Raw genomic sequence first — 14,161 nt, forward strand, 5'->3', positions numbered from 1 at the left:
CGGCGGGCAGGTGCGCGGCGGCCGCTACCCTCGCGCGGTCCCCACCGTGCCTTCCCCACCCCCCCGGAAGGCCGCGACACGACAGGTCCTCCCGCGTGAACCCGGACGAGCTCGACGCCTACGAGACCGACCTCGAGCTGTCGCTGTACCGCGAGTACCGGGACGTGGTCCGTCTCTACCGGTACGTGGTCGAGACCGAGCGGCGCTTCTACCTGTGCAACGAGGTCGAGGTCACCCCCCACCCCGGCGAGGACCTGTGGTTCGAGCTCCGGCTCAAGGACGCGTGGGTGTGGGACATGTACCGCCCGGCTCGCTTCCTCAAGGACGTGCGCGTCCTGACGTTCCGCGACGTCAACGTCGAGGAGCTCGCGCACGAGGAGCACGACCTGCCCGACTTCATGAGCGACTGACCGCCACCTCGACGGGAGCGATCCACCGTGGGCTTCAACGCCACCCGCCGCTACCGCGACGACAAGCGCAACGACATCTGGCTGCTGGTCGTGGCCGTGGTCGTCCTCGGGGGCGGCCTGCTGTGGGGCTTCGGGGTCATCTGACACCCCTCAGGGCCGGCTCAGGGTGGTCCCCGATGTCCCGGTCGGCCCCCGCTGCGTAGCGTCCCCGTCAGCACCCACCGGGGGTGCGGTGACGGGGTAGGTGTGCGGTGGAGCTGCTCAGGCTCCGGACGGGGTGGCACGTGCTGGCGGCCGCCGTCGGCATCGGCGCGGTGGTCCTGCTGGTCGCGTCGGCCGGCTTCGACGAGGCCGGTGCCGCCCTGGCGGTGGTCGACCCTCGGACCCTCGTGGCAGCGGCGATGCTCGAGTTGGTGGCGGTCGTCAGCCTCGTGCAGGTCTACCGGGTCACCTTCCGGGTCACCGGTGGCCGGATCGGCCGGAGGGACGGCGCGGTCCTCGGCCTCGGGGCCGTGTCGCTGACCCAGCTGATCCCCGGCGGTGGGGTGGCCGGTGGCCTCTTCGCGGCACGGCGGTTCGTCCGGGCCGGCGCCGACCCCGTCGCGGCGGCTGCGACCGTCGTCCTCGTCGGTGCGGTGATGCTCGGCACCCTCGGGGTGCTCGTCGCCGGAGCAGCGACCGTCGGCGCCGTCACCGCCCCGGGGTACGCGCTCCACGCGGTTGCCGCCGCGGCCGTCGTGGTGCTCATGGTCGCGGCGATCGCGGTCCTGCGCGGCGTGCTCGGCCGCGATGGGACGCGCCACCGTGTCGCCGCGTGGCTCGGGCGACGGCGACGTGGTGCACCCCTGGCACGGTCGCTCGCCGAGAACCTCGAGACCCATCGCGACCTGCTGCGCCGCCCCCTGGTGCTCGCGCCGTCAACCGGATGGGCAGCGATCAAGTGGACGGCCGACCTCACGGTGCTGGCCGTCCTCGTCCACGCCGCCGGCGGGCAGGTGCCGCTGCTGGCCATCGTGCTGGCGTACGCCGTGGCCAACCTGCTCAACGGCCTGCCGCTGACCCCGGGCGGCATCGGGGTGGTGGAGCTCGGCGCCACCGGAACCCTGGTCGCGTTCGGCGCCGAGCCCGCGGTCGCCGCCGTCGCGGTGCTCGGCTACCGGGCCCTGGCGGTCGGTCTGCCGTTGCTGCTGGCGGTACCCGTCGTCGGACGCGAGATCCGTCGCACACGGCGGGGCCGCATCGAACTGGAGGTGACGGCGTGAACCCCGTGGCACAGGGTGCGATCGCGCTCGTCGGCGGATCCGAGCACGGCCCCGGGTGCGAGGCCATCGACCGTGCCCTGCTCGCGTCGTCGGGGGCGGCGCGTCCCGTGGTCGCCGTGCTGCCCTTCGCGTCCAGCCTCCGCACCCGTGCCCGCACCGTCGGGCGGGCCGTCGAGTGGTGGACCGCGATGGGGGCCGTCCCGTTGATCGCCGCGCCCGAGACCGGGCAGCGCTCCGACCTGGTCGACCACGCGGACGTCATCGTGCTCACCGGCGGGGTCCCCGACCGCCTGAGCGCCCGCCTGCTCGGCACCCCGCTGTGGTCCCAGGTCGTGGCGCGCTGGCACGCCGGGGCGGCCCTCAGCGGGTCGTCGTCGGGTGCGATGCTGTTCGGATCGCACCGGCAGTCGGTCCGGGCGCCGCTCGCGGTCCGATCGGGGGCGGCGCTGCTGGCCGGGCTCGCCGTCGCGCCGCACCACCAGCAGTGGGCACCCCGGGCACTGGCCTCGTGGCGGACCCGCACCCACCCCCACCTGACCATCCTCGGGATCGAGGACGCCACGGCGCTGATCGCCCTGCCGGATGGTGACCGGGGGCCGACGTGGCGGGTCCTCGGCGCCGGCGGGTTGGCGGTCCGGCGCGGCACCTCCACGCGCGTCTACCGCAGCGGTGACGTGGTCGCGCCGGAATCGCTCGGCCTGTGGACACCGCCGGTGCCGCAACGGACCATCGACGTCGCCGAGCTCCCCGCGCCGGAACGTCGTCCACAGGTCGCATGAGACCCGCCCTGGCGGGACGGTGAACCGCTCGTAGCGTGCTCGTCATGGACCCCACGACGATGCACCGCTGCCGCCTCGACCCGCGCGAGCTCGCCGCCTCACCGCTCGGACCGGGGGCGCTCGGCGAGGACCTCGCGGCCGACCACCTCGTGACCGACGGGTGCGAGCTCGTCGCCCGCAACTGGCGCCTCAGCGCCGGCGAGCTGCGCGGTGAGCTCGACATCGTCGCGGTCGATCCGCGGCTCGGCTGCGTGGTGGTGTGCGAGGTGAAGGCCCGGCGCGACGCGGCGCGGTTCGGTGGCGCGCTGGCCGCCGTCCCGCCACGCAAGGCGGCCAGGATCCGGGCGTTGACCGCCGCGTTCCTGCGCGAGGCGCGGCTGCCGTACCCCCGCGTCCGGCTCGACGTGGTGGCCATCGACCTCGGCCGCGATCCGGTCCTCACCCACGTGGTGGCAGCCCTGTGACGGAGGGAGGGCGCCCATGAGACCCGTCGCGACCGTCCACGGCGTGGCCCTGGTCGGCCTCGAAGCCCGCCCGGTCCGGGTCGAGGCGGTGTGTACGGCGGGCCTGCCGACCACCCGACTCATCGGGCTGCCCGACACCGCGGTCCGCGAGGCAGCGGACCGCGTCCGCACCGGTGCGATCCGCAGCGGGGCCACCTGGCCGGGGGACAAGCTCGTGGTCAACCTGGCGCCGGCGGACCTGCCGAAGGTCGGCACCGGCTTCGACCTCCCCATCGCGATCGCCGTGCTCGCGGCCTCGGGCCAGGTCCCCGTCGAGGCCCTCGCCGAGGTGTACGCGGTCGGTGAGGTCGGGCTCGACGGCAGCGTCCGGGCCGTCCCCGGGGTCCTGCCCGCCGCCGCGGGCGCTCGCCACCACGGCGCGCGCACCTTGTTCGTCCCCGAGGCGGCCGGTGCCGAGGCCGCCCTCGTCGAGGGCCTGCGCGTCGTCCCGGTGGCCGATCTCGCCGAGCTCACCGCCGTGCTGCGTGAGGAGGCACCGGCACGCAGGTGCCTGCCGACGCCGGCGGTCGAGGAGGCCTCCGGCGACGACCTGCGTGACGTGCGGGGCCAGGCCGTGGCACGGCGGGCCATCGAACTCGCGGCCGCCGGCGGTCACCACGTGCTGCTGTCCGGCCCACCCGGCTGCGGCAAGACGATGCTGGCACGCCGGCTGCACGGCCTGCTGCCGAAGCTCGACGTGGACGAGGCGCTCGAGGTCGCCGCGGTGCGGTCGCTGGCGGGGGAGCGCCGCCCGGACGAGCCGCTGTCGTTGACGCCGCCGCTGCGCGAGCCCCACCACACCGTGTCCGGTGCCGGGCTGATCGGTGGGGGCACCGGCATCCCGCGACCGGGTGAACTGGCGCTCGCGCACCGCGGCCTGCTCCTGCTCGACGAACTGCTCGAGACCCCGCGGTGGGTCCTCGACGCGCTCCGGCAGCCGCTCGAGCGGGGTGAGGTGATCATCACGCGCTCACGGGCGACGGTCCGCTACCCCGCGTCGGTCGTCCTCGTCGCGGCCACCAACCCGTGCCCGTGCGGGCACCTCGGGAGCCCGACACGGCCGTGCACGTGCCGGCCCGACCGTGTCGAGCGGTACCGCTCGCGCCTGTCGGGACCGCTGCTCGACCGGCTCGACGTCCAGGTCGAGCTGCGCCCGGTCGATCGTGACCGGTTGGTCGGCCCCGCGGACGGCGAGGACACGGCCACCGTCGCAGCCCGGGTCGCCGCCGCCCGTGCGGTGGCGGCCGACCGCTGGGGACCGGGGGTCCTGGTGCGCGACGCCGGCCCTGAACAGGTCCGCGCGACGGTCCGGCCGGCAGCGTTGCGGGCGCTGGCGACCGCCATCGACCAGCTCGGCCTGTCGGTCCGAGGGTTCGACCGCTGCCTGCGGGTCGCGCGCACCTCCGCGGACCTCGCGGGCGTCGACGCGGTCGACGTCGAACACGTCGAGGAGGCCGTGGCCTACCGGCTGCCCGAGCCGGTGGCCGTCGCGTGACCGCGCTCGAGGTGGCCGCGGCCCACGTGGCGGCCGACGGTGTCGACCCCGAGCGTCTCGTGCGCGTGCTCACCTGGCTGACCGAACCGGGGCGCGGCGCCGACGGGCTGCGCCGCGCGGTCGCGCAGGCGGCCGACCGCCACGCCGTCCAGCCGGCGCTGCTGCAGGGCGACGGCCGGGACCTGCTCGACCAGGTCGTGCACCCACCGTCGGACGACGTCGCGCGCGAGCGTGTCGGCCGCGCGCTGCGGTGCTGGCGCCGCGACGGTGTCCGGGTCGCGACCGTCACCGATCCCGCCTACCCCGACCGGCTCCGGAGCGGCTGGCCCCACGCGGACGTACCGCCGCTCCTCGCTTGGCGCGGGGACCCCCCAGCGGCGGTGCCGGCGGTGGCCATCGTCGGTGCCCGCCGGGCGACGGGATACGGGACCGGGGTCGCCGCGTGGCTGGCGGAAGCCGCCTCGGCCGCGGGGGCCCGGGTCCTGTCGGGGGGCGCGGTCGGTATCGACGCCGCGGCCCACCTGGCCGCCTACGCCGGGCCCGGCGGCACCAGCGTCGTGCTCGGGTGCGGGCACGCGGTCCGCTACCCGCGCCCGCACGCCGACCCGGGCGGCCTGTTCGACCGGGTGCTCGACCACGGTGGGACGCTGCTCAGTGAACAGCTACCCGACGCCCGTCCCCACGCCGGCAACGTGCGGGCCCGCAACCGGATCGTCGCAGCGCTCGCCGACGTCGTGGTCGTGGTGGAGGGGGGTGCACGCTCGGGTGCCCTCATCACCGCGACGGCCGCGGCCGATCGCGGTACCCCCGTGCTCGCCGTCCCGGGTGACGTCCGTGCCCCCGGATCCGTCGCGCCCCACCGCTTGCTGGCCGAGGGAGCCGGACCGTGCACGGAGCCGGCGGACCTGATGGACGTGCTCGGCACCTCGGCGCCGCGGGACGCTGGCGGTCCCGGACCGGGCGCGGCCGTCAGCGTGCTGCCACCTGACGTGCACGCGATCCTCGCCGAGGCCTGGCCGCGGCCGGTGCCCGTGGACGACCTGGCCGCACGGTCGGGTCGATCGGCGCCGGCGTTGCTGGGTGCCCTCACACGCGCCCGCGTGGCGGGCGAGACCGCGGACGACACCGCCGGCGTGCGGCTCCGTCGAGCTCCCCGCTGACCGTCGCGGGGCTCGGCGTCCGGTCCGCGAGGAGCGGGCCGAGTGGCCGAGAGTTCCCGGCGAGCGGGGGGCGGGCGGACGGTCAAGACGGTGGTCGAACGGACGACGCAATCCGTGGGTGCCCGCCGTGACCGGCCACCCCCACCAACTGCCTCCCACCCCTGGGGTCCGTCTTGCGTATCCGACGCCGCCACGCCTTGCTCGTCGTGACCAGCCTCACCGCGCTGACGCTCGTCCCGGTCGCGCCCGCCATCGCCACCGAGGTCGCCCCACCGCAGACCGTCACCACCACGGTGGAGGGCCTACGGCTGGCGACCGATCCTGAGGGAGCGGACGTCGCGTCCGACCTCCAGGCCGTCGAGCCCGCCCGGACCGAACCGGTCGTCACCGAGGTGTCGTTCTCGACCATCGGCCTGCGCCTGCCGCCCGGCCTCGAGGAGCTGCAGATCCGAACGCGCGACCTCGACGGCGTCTGGAACGAGTGGCTCGACATCGACCGCGTCGACGCCGTCCTCGATGGTCCGGACGCGGACAGCCCCGAGGCCGCCACCGCCGCCAGCGACGTGACCGAGCCCATCTGGGTCGGTCCCTCGGACGCGTTCCAGCTCACCTTCGATGCCGACGCGGTGACCTGCGACGGCTGCGACATCGGTGACCAGATCGAGGCGATCCTCGTCGACACCCTCGGCGCCAACGAGAGCACCCTCGCCAAGGTCGTGCGCCACCTGACCCCGCGACCGGTGGTCGCGCCAGCCGAGGCGACCGCGGCCCGGCCCACGATCATCTCCCGCGCCGGCTGGGGGGCCAACGAGTCCATCCGTCGCGGCAGCCCCTCGTACCGGACCCCGACCTTCGCGGTCCTGCACCACACCGCCGGGTCGAACAACTACACCCGCGCGCAGTCGGCGGCCGTCGTCCGCGGCATCTACCACTACCACGCGCAGACGCTCGGCTGGGGCGACATCGGCTACAACATCCTCGTCGACCGCTACGGGCAGATCTTCGAGGGACGCTTCGGCGGTCTGGACCGCGGCGTCATCGGGGCCCACGCCCGCGGTTACAACACCGGTTCCTTCGGGGTCTCGGTGATGGGCAACTTCGACATCGCCGACGTGCCCTCCGCCGCGCTCGAGTCGGTCGCCCGCGTCAGCGCCTGGAAGTACGACGTCCACGGCATCGACCGCAGCGCCTCGCGGACCATGACCGTCAACGGCACCCGGATCAACACCTTCACGTCGCACCGCAACGTCGGCCAGACCGCGTGCCCGGGCCGGTACCTCTACGCCCGGATGGGGCACCTGCGGAGCCGCATCGCGTCCCTGGCCACCGGTATCAGCCCGGCCGGCTCCACCCGGTTCCGTGACGTGCCGGCCAGCCACCCCCACTACACCGCGATCGAGACCATCGCCGTGCGACGCATCACCGAGGGCTGCGCGCCCGGCTTCTACTGCCCGAGCGACCCGGTCGTGCGCGCCCAGATGGCCTCGTTCCTCGTCCGTGCCCTCGACCTGCCAGCGGTGAGCGGCACCCCGTTCCGCGACATCGACTCGGGTCCCCACGCCAGCGCTGTCGCGTCGCTGGCTGCAGCGGGGATCACCACCGGTTGCGAGCCGCGCCGCTTCTGCCCCAACGCGCCCGTCACGCGGGGTCAGATGGCGACTTTCATCGCACGTGGGTTCGAGGTCCCGCGGACGCCGAGCCGTTTCCCCGACGTCCCGCGCGGACACACCCACGACGGAGCCATCGGCGGCCTCGTCGAGGCAGGGATCGCAAGCGGCTACCGCGACGGCTCCTTCCGGCCGAGCCAGCCGGTGACACGCGCCGAGATGGCCGCGTTCCTGGCCCGCGCGCTCGCCTGGGCCGCGAAGCAGGCGTGACCCGGACAACCACCGCAACCGCCCCGCCCCGAGGAGCCCGACCGTGACCCACCGCTGTCTGTCCCGCCTGCTCGCGTGCACCCTCGCCGCGCTGCTCCTGGCCGGCTGCGGGAGCCAGGCCCCCGTCCAGCTCGACGTGGCACCCGCCGCAACCACCGGCGATGCGCCCGCTGGCGATGCGCCCGCCGGCGATGCGCCCGCCGGTGATGCGCCCGCCGCCGAGGCGCCGGGGGTCGAGGACCCCGTCGCCCCCGACGAGACGGACCCGGCCGACCCGGTCACCGGTGCGGAGCAGCCCCCGGCCGAGACCTCCGCTCAGCCCTCGCCTCCCGATCCCGAGCTGGTCGTCGACGAGGATGGCTGTGCCACCGACGTCGCGACCGGCATCGTCGTGGCCTGCCACGACCCGGCGGCGGGCCCGGACGACGAGTGATCCGCCGGAGGCGGTGACCGGATGCACGGTCGCGGGCGGGCACAGCAGCGCGGCGAGCGGTGATGCTGCCGGCCCCCGGACCGCGAGCGGACCCTGTCGACCCCTGCGCCCCCACCGACCGAGGTCGACGTGCTCGTGGTCGGCGGGGGACCGGCCGGCCTCAGCGCGGCCACCTGGCTCGGGCGGTACCGACGTCGCACGCTGCTCGTCGACGCCGGCGATCACCGCAACCGCGCGGTCGAGGCCGTCCACGGGCTCCTCGGCCGCGACCCCGTCACTCCGGCGCAGCTGCGCCAGGACGCGCTCGAGGGGCTGAGCCGGTACCCCCACGTGACCGTGCGCCAGGGCACGGTCTCGGGCCTCGACCACGCGGACGAGGGGTTCGAGGTCGAGGTCGATGGGCAGTGCCTGCACGCCAGCCGCGTCGTGCTCGCGACGGGCGTCCGTGACCGGCTCCCGGCGATCGACGGTCTCGCCGAGCACTACGGCGCCGGTCTGCAGCACTGTCCGACCTGCGAGGGGTTCGAGGCCCGCGGCCGGCCCGTCGTGGTGCTCGGTTGGGGGGCACACGTGCCGGCCTTCGCGACCGAGCTGCTCGACTGGGCCAGCGAGGTGGTGGTCGTCAGCGACGGGACGCCGCTCCAGGTCACCGACGCGCAACGCCGGCAGCTCGACGAGGTGGGCATCGAGCTCGTCGACGGCCGCGCCGAGGCGCTGCTCGGCCCCCGCGGCGACCTGCACGCCGTCCGGCTCGTCGGCGGGCGCGAGCTGCCGGCCGCGATGGCGTTCTTCTCCATCGGCCACGACCCGACGGTCGAGCTCGCGCGCGGACTCGGCTGTGCGCTGACCGACGAGGGGGTCATCGCGGTCGATCACGAGCAGGGCACGAGCGTCGCCGGTGTCTTCGCGGCGGGCGACGTCACACCGGGGATGCAGCTGGTCGCCGTCGCCATCGGCGAGGGTGCTACGGCCGGTGTGGCGTGCGCCCAGTCCCTGCAGGGGCGGGCGACCGTCCCGGGTGCGCCGCCGGCCGCGCCGTCCCCCGAGCTCCTCGCGCCCTGATTCCCGAGCACCTCTGTTCACGACAGCAGGTGACCGCGGCCACACGCGCCACACGCTCGGTACCGAGCGGTACGCGCATGGACGGGTCGAGTTCGGGGCCGACCTGTCCGATGACCGGGGGAGTTCCCGTGGCGGTGCCCGCGTGCGGCCTGGTGCCCGTGGATGGCGCACCCAGCCCGAACCTGCTGCCCTCCCGCACGCCGCGGCCACCGCGGCCACCACCCTGCACCCCTCCCCGCTCCGCCCCCGCCCCGTCACTCGAGGTCGTCCGTGCTGCGTGTCACATCCGGTGCTGTCCTCTCGCTCCTGCTCGGTGTCGGCCTCGTGGTCGCGATGCTGCCCTCCCCGTCGGCGTCGGCGTCAGCGGTCGCCGGCACCGACCAGATCGTGAACATCACCTTCCCGGTCCACGACCAGGGCCGCCTCACCAGCTACCACAACGACTACTTCGGGCAGCGTTCCCGAGGTGATCACGGGGCGACCGACATCGGTGGCCCGAACGCGTACGGCCTCCCCGTCCACGCGGCGGTCGGGGGCCGCATCACCAGCATCAACGGCATCGAGGGCCGCTCGCTGCCGAGCTGGGGTTGGGCCATCAGCATCCTCGGGACGGACGGGCGGACCTACCGCTACCTCCACCTCGGCCGCCAGGACGGCCCCGCGGAGGAGGCCTACGCCCCCGGTCTCGTCCGGGGTTCCGAGGTCCAGCGCGGGCAGCACATCGGGTACGTCGGCCACTCGGGCAACGCGTCGGCCTCGTGGCCGCACCTGCACTTCGAGATCTCCGACCCCAACGTGGTCGACCGCCAGGGCACCGACCGGATCAACCCGTACTTCAGCCTCCGGGACGCCGAGGCCCGTCGGGACTATCCGAGCGGTTCGGTCGCGCGGGTCAACCGGGCCCGGTTCTCCGACGTCCCCTCCGACCACCCGCACCTGGCCGGCATCACCTGGGTCGCCGAGCAGGGCATCACCAGGGGCTGTGCCACCCCCGGCCACTACTGCCCCTCCAACGGGGTCACCCGTGGTCAGATGGCGACCTTCCTCATGCTCGCCGGCAAGCTGCCCGACGGGGGTCCCCACGGCTTCAGCGACGTGCCCGCAGGACACCCGCACGAGCGCGGCATCGCTGCCATCAAGGCTGCCGGGATCACCAGCGGGGTCGGCGGCGGCCGCTTCGACCCGCAGGGCATCGTGCGTCGCGATCAGATGGCCACGTTCCTGCGCAACGCCCTCGACCTGCCCCGGTCGGACCGGCGGTTCCCGGACGTGCACGGATCGTCGCCGCACGCCGGTGCCATCGGTTCCATCGCGGATGCAGGCATCACCACGGGCTACAAGGACGGCACCTACCAGCCCGGGCTGACGGTCACCCGTGCCCAGATGGCGACCTTCCTGCAGCGCGCTCACGCCGCCCGCTGACCCGCTCGCCCCGGGGTCGACGGCGTCCGGTACCGACGCCACATCAGACGACAGTTCTTGACACCGGGCACCGGGCGCACCACGCTCGGCCACGTGCGAGCCGACGAGGAGTCCGGAACGCGGGCCTCGGCGCCCGCGGACGGCGCCGTGCCCGAGCGCCCGATCCCGGCCCCGATGTCCGAGGCGTGGCGCGAGACGCTCGACGCCTTCCTCGACCACCTCGCCCTCGAGCGCGGCCGCCGCGCCAACACCGTCGACGCCTACCGGCGGGACGCCGAGGACCTGATCCGGACCGTCGTCGGCTGGGGGATCGACCACCCCGGTGAGCTCGAGCTGCTCACCCTCCGGCGCTACCTCGCCGACCTCGCTGACCGTGGGTACGCCCGAGCGACCCTGGCCCGGCGTGCCGCCACCATCCGGACCTGGTTCGCGTTCCTCGCCGAACGGGGCGCGATCGCACGCGACGTTGCCTCCCTCCTGCAGAGCCCCACCCCCGGACGGCACCTGCCCCGGGTCCTGCGGGTCGACGAGGTCACCCGCCTCCTCGAGGCGCCGGACGCGCGGACGGCCCTCGGACGCCGCGACCGCGCCCTGCTCGAGCTGCTCTACGCCACCGGTGCCCGCGTCGGCGAGGCCTGCGGACTCGACCTGGCCGACCTCGACCTCCCGCAGCTGCAGGTGCACCTCGACGGCAAGGGCGGCAAGCAGCGCATCGTGCCCCTCGGGGTCCCGGCGGTCGACGCGCTACGCACCTACCTCGGCGCGGCTCGGCCGATGCTCCTGCCCGCCGGTGCGGTCGCCGTGACGGACGCCGTCTTCCTCGGCGCGCGGGGTGGTCGACTCGGCACGCGGGACGCCCGGACGATCGTCGAACGGGCCGCCCGAGCTGCGGGTGTCGGTCATGTGACACCCCACACGTTGCGGCACACGGCGGCGACCCACCTGCTCGAGGGTGGCGCGGACGTGCGTCAGGTCCAGGAGGTCCTCGGACACAGCTCGCTCGCGACGACGCAGCGCTACACCCACCTGTCACGAGGACGGCTGCGGGAGGTCCACGCCGCGGCGCACCCCCGTGCGCGGTCGTCGGCGCACTACGGTGGCTAGAGTGGGCGCGGACGCTGCACGGGGGAGCGGCGGCCAGTTGGGGACGGGAGGCCGCGTGGACCTGGATGTGCAAGCGCTCTGGCACCGCTACGCCGATGCGCCGGACACGTCGACGCGCGAGCAGCTGATCCTGCACTACGCCCCGCTGGTCAAGTACGTCGCCGGCCGTGTCGCCGTGGGTATGCCCGCCAACGTCGAGCACGCGGACCTCGTCTCGTACGGGATCTTCGGCCTGATGGATGCCATCGAGAAGTTCGACGTCTCGAAGGGGTTCAAGTTCGAGACGTACGCGATCACGCGCATCAAGGGCGCCATCATCGACGAGCTCCGATCGGTCGACTGGGTGCCCCGCTCGGTGCGGAGCAAGGCACGCAAGCTCGAGAACGCCATGCAGCAGCTCGAGTCCGACCTGCACCGCAGCCCCTCGGAGGAGGAGCTCGCCGAGGAGCTCGGGTGGACCATCGACGAGCTCCAGGAGACGCTCGCCAAGGTCTCGATGACGTCGATGGCCGCCCTCGACGAGGTGTTGGACGTCGGCGAGGGCGACCGCATCTCGCTGGTCGACACCCTCCAGGACCTGCACACCATCCTGCCCGAGGAGTCGTACGACGACGTCGAGACCAAGCAGATGCTGCGCCACGCGATGACACGCTTGACCGAGCGCGAGCAGACCGTGCTGGGTCTGTACTACTTCGAGGGCATGACGCTGTCCCAGATCGGCGACGTGCTCGGGGTGACCGAGTCGCGCATCTGCCAGATCCACACGAAAGCGGTCCTCTCGCTCCGCGCCAAGCTCGTCGCCCAGGTCCAGTGACCGCGCTCGGGCACCCCGAGCACGAGGTGACAGCGGTCCTCTCGCTCCGCGCCAAGCTCGTCGCCCAGGTCCAGTAGGGCAGCTCCGGTCGAGGATCGTCCACAGGCGGGCGGGACCCGGCCGGGTCCGGTGGGTCCCCGTCCCGTAGCGTGACGCGTGTCGAGTTCGTCAGCCCGGGGGCGGGGAAGCGGATGCCCCGTGTCACGCCTGTCCCTGGCCCTCGTCGTGCTCGTGCTCACCGGGCTCGTCGGTCCACCGCCCACCCCGGCCGCCGCGGTGCCCGCCTACGAGGCGCCGGTGCCGGGCGCCGTGCTCCGCCCCTTCATCGAACCGGCGCACCCCTACGGTCCCGGCCACCGCGGCGTCGACCTCGTCGCGCGCCGAGGGGACCCCGTGCACGCCGCCGCCGGTGGCGAGGTCACGTTCGCGGGGTCCGTAGCCGGGTCGCGCTGGGTGTCGGTACGACACGGGGACGGCATCGTCACCAGCTACGGGGCGCTCGACGCAGTACACGTCCGCGCGGGCGACGTCGTCACCCGCGGCGAGGCCATCGGCACGGCGACCGGATCCCACGGCGACGACGTGTTGCGGCCCGAACCCGGCCTGCATTGGAGCGCACGGCGGGGCGAGACCTACATCGACCCGCTCGGGTTGCTCGACGCGCCGCTACCCCGCCCGACCCTCGTCGGCCCGGGTGGCTGGGCGGGCACCCACCCAACGGTGGAGCCGTTCGAGCCGTACCCGGGCGGGGCACGGCTGTTCATCATGGCTACGCCGAGCCGGGTCGCCGAGCGGCCGGGCTACGCCCGGCCGCCGAACCACCACCACCTGCTGCAGGTCCCGGGGTACGGCACCGAGGGGCCGCACCCGGTCCTCGACCCCGACAAGCTCGGGTACGGGCCGGACGACACCTCGGTGTTCTCCTACCGGGGCTGTGATCCGACGCCGGACGGGTGTGATCCGCGCCCGTACGGCGGTCAGGACACCGACCTGTCGATCGACGAGGCGGCCGCGCTGCTCGAGGCGCAGCTCCGGGCGCTCCAGGCGGCGCAGCCCCACCGGCCGGTCGACCTGCTCGGACACTCGATGGGTGGCGACGTGATCACCCACTACCTGACCTACCACCACGACCCGACCGACCTCGGTCTGCCGCCCGTCGTCAACCTCATCTCCGCCGGGACCCCGCACGGCGGCAGCGGCACCGCGTCGCTCCTGCGAGGGATCGGCGACAACCCGATCAGCGGCAACATCCTGGAGCTCGGGCGGCTGGGGGCAGATGCGTTCGGGCTCGAGGGCGCTGGACGTGTCAGCCTCGGGTCGCAGCCGCTGGAGCGGTACGGCGTACCCGTGTGGGGGGACCGGCCGGCCCGGGACCCCGACCGGCTGGCCGAGCTCGGCATCCGGGTGCTGGAGATCGCGGGGTCGCGTGACCTGGTCGTCGGCCGGATCGACGCAGGATCGGTGGGAGATGCCCTCGTCCTGCCCGGTGGCCACAGCAGCGTGCTCGAGACCGAGGCGATGTACGAGACCGTCTACCGCTTCCTGGACGACCAGCCCCTCCCCGCCCACGACCGGCGGGTCGGGTGGGGTTCGGACGCGGCATCGGATGCCACCCGCACGCTCGCGACCCTCCTCGAGCTCGACCCCGTCCGAGGGGTGACCAAGGCGCTCGCGAAGGGCGACGGCCGGCGCGTGGTGTGGGAGATCGCCAAGGAGGTGGCGCCGGGGCCGAGCAGCGGGACGGGCGGGCCGCCGGACACGGCCGAGCACCCGATGGCTCCCGACGCCGCGTTGACCCCGGTGTCCTGAACCGCGCGCGTGCGCCACGACGCGCCGGTGG

General features: G+C 74.5%; 13 protein-coding genes. All 13 read left to right on the forward strand.

Annotation, left to right across the window (positions count from 1 at the left end; all coding sequences use genetic code 11):
• The first annotated feature begins 95 nt into the window (after window positions 1–95).
• Entirely contained in the window at window positions 96–410 is a 315-nt protein-coding gene (locus NITAL_RS12035) for a DUF2469 family protein (RefSeq protein ID WP_052666434.1), read from the forward strand.
• A gap of 251 nt (window positions 411–661) precedes the next feature.
• Window positions 662–1,672 carry a lysylphosphatidylglycerol synthase transmembrane domain-containing protein gene (locus NITAL_RS12040; RefSeq protein WP_052666435.1) on the forward strand — a complete coding sequence of 337 codons (1,011 nt, stop codon included), beginning with the start codon at window positions 662–664 and terminating at the stop codon, window positions 1,670–1,672.
• Window positions 1,669–2,451, forward strand: coding sequence for a Type 1 glutamine amidotransferase-like domain-containing protein (locus tag NITAL_RS12045; protein WP_052666436.1), 783 nt, complete (start codon window positions 1,669–1,671; stop codon window positions 2,449–2,451). The genes NITAL_RS12040 and NITAL_RS12045 overlap by 4 nt, the downstream gene beginning before the upstream one ends.
• A gap of 44 nt (window positions 2,452–2,495) precedes the next feature.
• On the forward strand, window positions 2,496–2,915 hold the full coding sequence (locus NITAL_RS12050; RefSeq protein WP_211262368.1) for a YraN family protein: 420 nt from the start codon (window positions 2,496–2,498) through the stop codon (window positions 2,913–2,915).
• Window positions 2,916–2,931: 16 nt separating this feature from the next.
• Complete coding sequence (locus tag NITAL_RS12055) at window positions 2,932–4,449, forward strand: YifB family Mg chelatase-like AAA ATPase (RefSeq protein ID WP_052666438.1); 1,518 nt, start codon at window positions 2,932–2,934, stop codon at window positions 4,447–4,449.
• Window positions 4,446–5,609 carry a DNA-processing protein DprA gene (locus tag NITAL_RS12060; RefSeq protein ID WP_052666439.1) on the forward strand — a complete coding sequence of 388 codons (1,164 nt, stop codon included), beginning with the start codon at window positions 4,446–4,448 and terminating at the stop codon, window positions 5,607–5,609. Before NITAL_RS12055 ends, NITAL_RS12060 begins: the two co-directional genes overlap by 4 nt.
• 206 nt (window positions 5,610–5,815) lie before the next feature.
• Window positions 5,816–7,486 (forward strand): S-layer homology domain-containing protein, encoded by a 1,671-nt coding sequence (locus tag NITAL_RS12065; protein ID WP_157041791.1) that lies wholly within the window; start codon window positions 5,816–5,818, stop codon window positions 7,484–7,486.
• A gap of 43 nt (window positions 7,487–7,529) precedes the next feature.
• Complete coding sequence (locus NITAL_RS12070) at window positions 7,530–7,919, forward strand: hypothetical protein (protein WP_052666441.1); 390 nt, start codon at window positions 7,530–7,532, stop codon at window positions 7,917–7,919.
• Between the two features lie 129 nt (window positions 7,920–8,048).
• The gene (locus NITAL_RS12075) at window positions 8,049–8,981 is read left to right on the forward strand and encodes an NAD(P)/FAD-dependent oxidoreductase (RefSeq protein WP_211262369.1); all 933 of its coding nucleotides are present in this window, start codon (window positions 8,049–8,051) and stop codon (window positions 8,979–8,981) included.
• 270 nt (window positions 8,982–9,251) lie between these two features.
• Entirely contained in the window at window positions 9,252–10,403 is a 1,152-nt protein-coding gene (locus NITAL_RS12080; protein WP_052666443.1) for an S-layer homology domain-containing protein, read from the forward strand.
• A gap of 147 nt (window positions 10,404–10,550) precedes the next feature.
• Entirely contained in the window at window positions 10,551–11,507 is a 957-nt protein-coding gene (locus NITAL_RS12085; RefSeq protein WP_211262370.1) for a tyrosine recombinase XerC, read from the forward strand.
• A gap of 55 nt (window positions 11,508–11,562) precedes the next feature.
• Window positions 11,563–12,321: an RNA polymerase sigma factor WhiG gene (gene whiG / locus NITAL_RS12090; RefSeq protein WP_211262371.1), complete on the forward strand. Its 759-nt coding sequence runs from the start codon at window positions 11,563–11,565 to the stop codon at window positions 12,319–12,321.
• Between the two features lie 198 nt (window positions 12,322–12,519).
• Window positions 12,520–14,130, forward strand: a complete 1,611-nt coding sequence (locus NITAL_RS27290; RefSeq protein ID WP_052666444.1) for a M23 family metallopeptidase — start codon at window positions 12,520–12,522, stop codon at window positions 14,128–14,130.
• Window positions 14,131–14,161: the final 31 nt, after the last annotated feature.

This window comes from Nitriliruptor alkaliphilus DSM 45188 (assembly GCF_000969705.1).
Taxonomy (GTDB): Bacteria; Actinomycetota; Nitriliruptoria; order Nitriliruptorales; family Nitriliruptoraceae; genus Nitriliruptor; species Nitriliruptor alkaliphilus.

Bases quoted from the DNA above. Each gene is read 5' to 3' on its own strand.
- NITAL_RS12050 (WP_211262368.1), top strand. From the start codon at position 2,496: ATGGACCCCACGACGATGCACCGCTGCCGCCTCGACCCGCGCGAGCTC.
- NITAL_RS12055 (WP_052666438.1), top strand. From the start codon at position 2,932: ATGAGACCCGTCGCGACCGTCCACGGCGTGGCCCTGGTCGGCCTCGAA.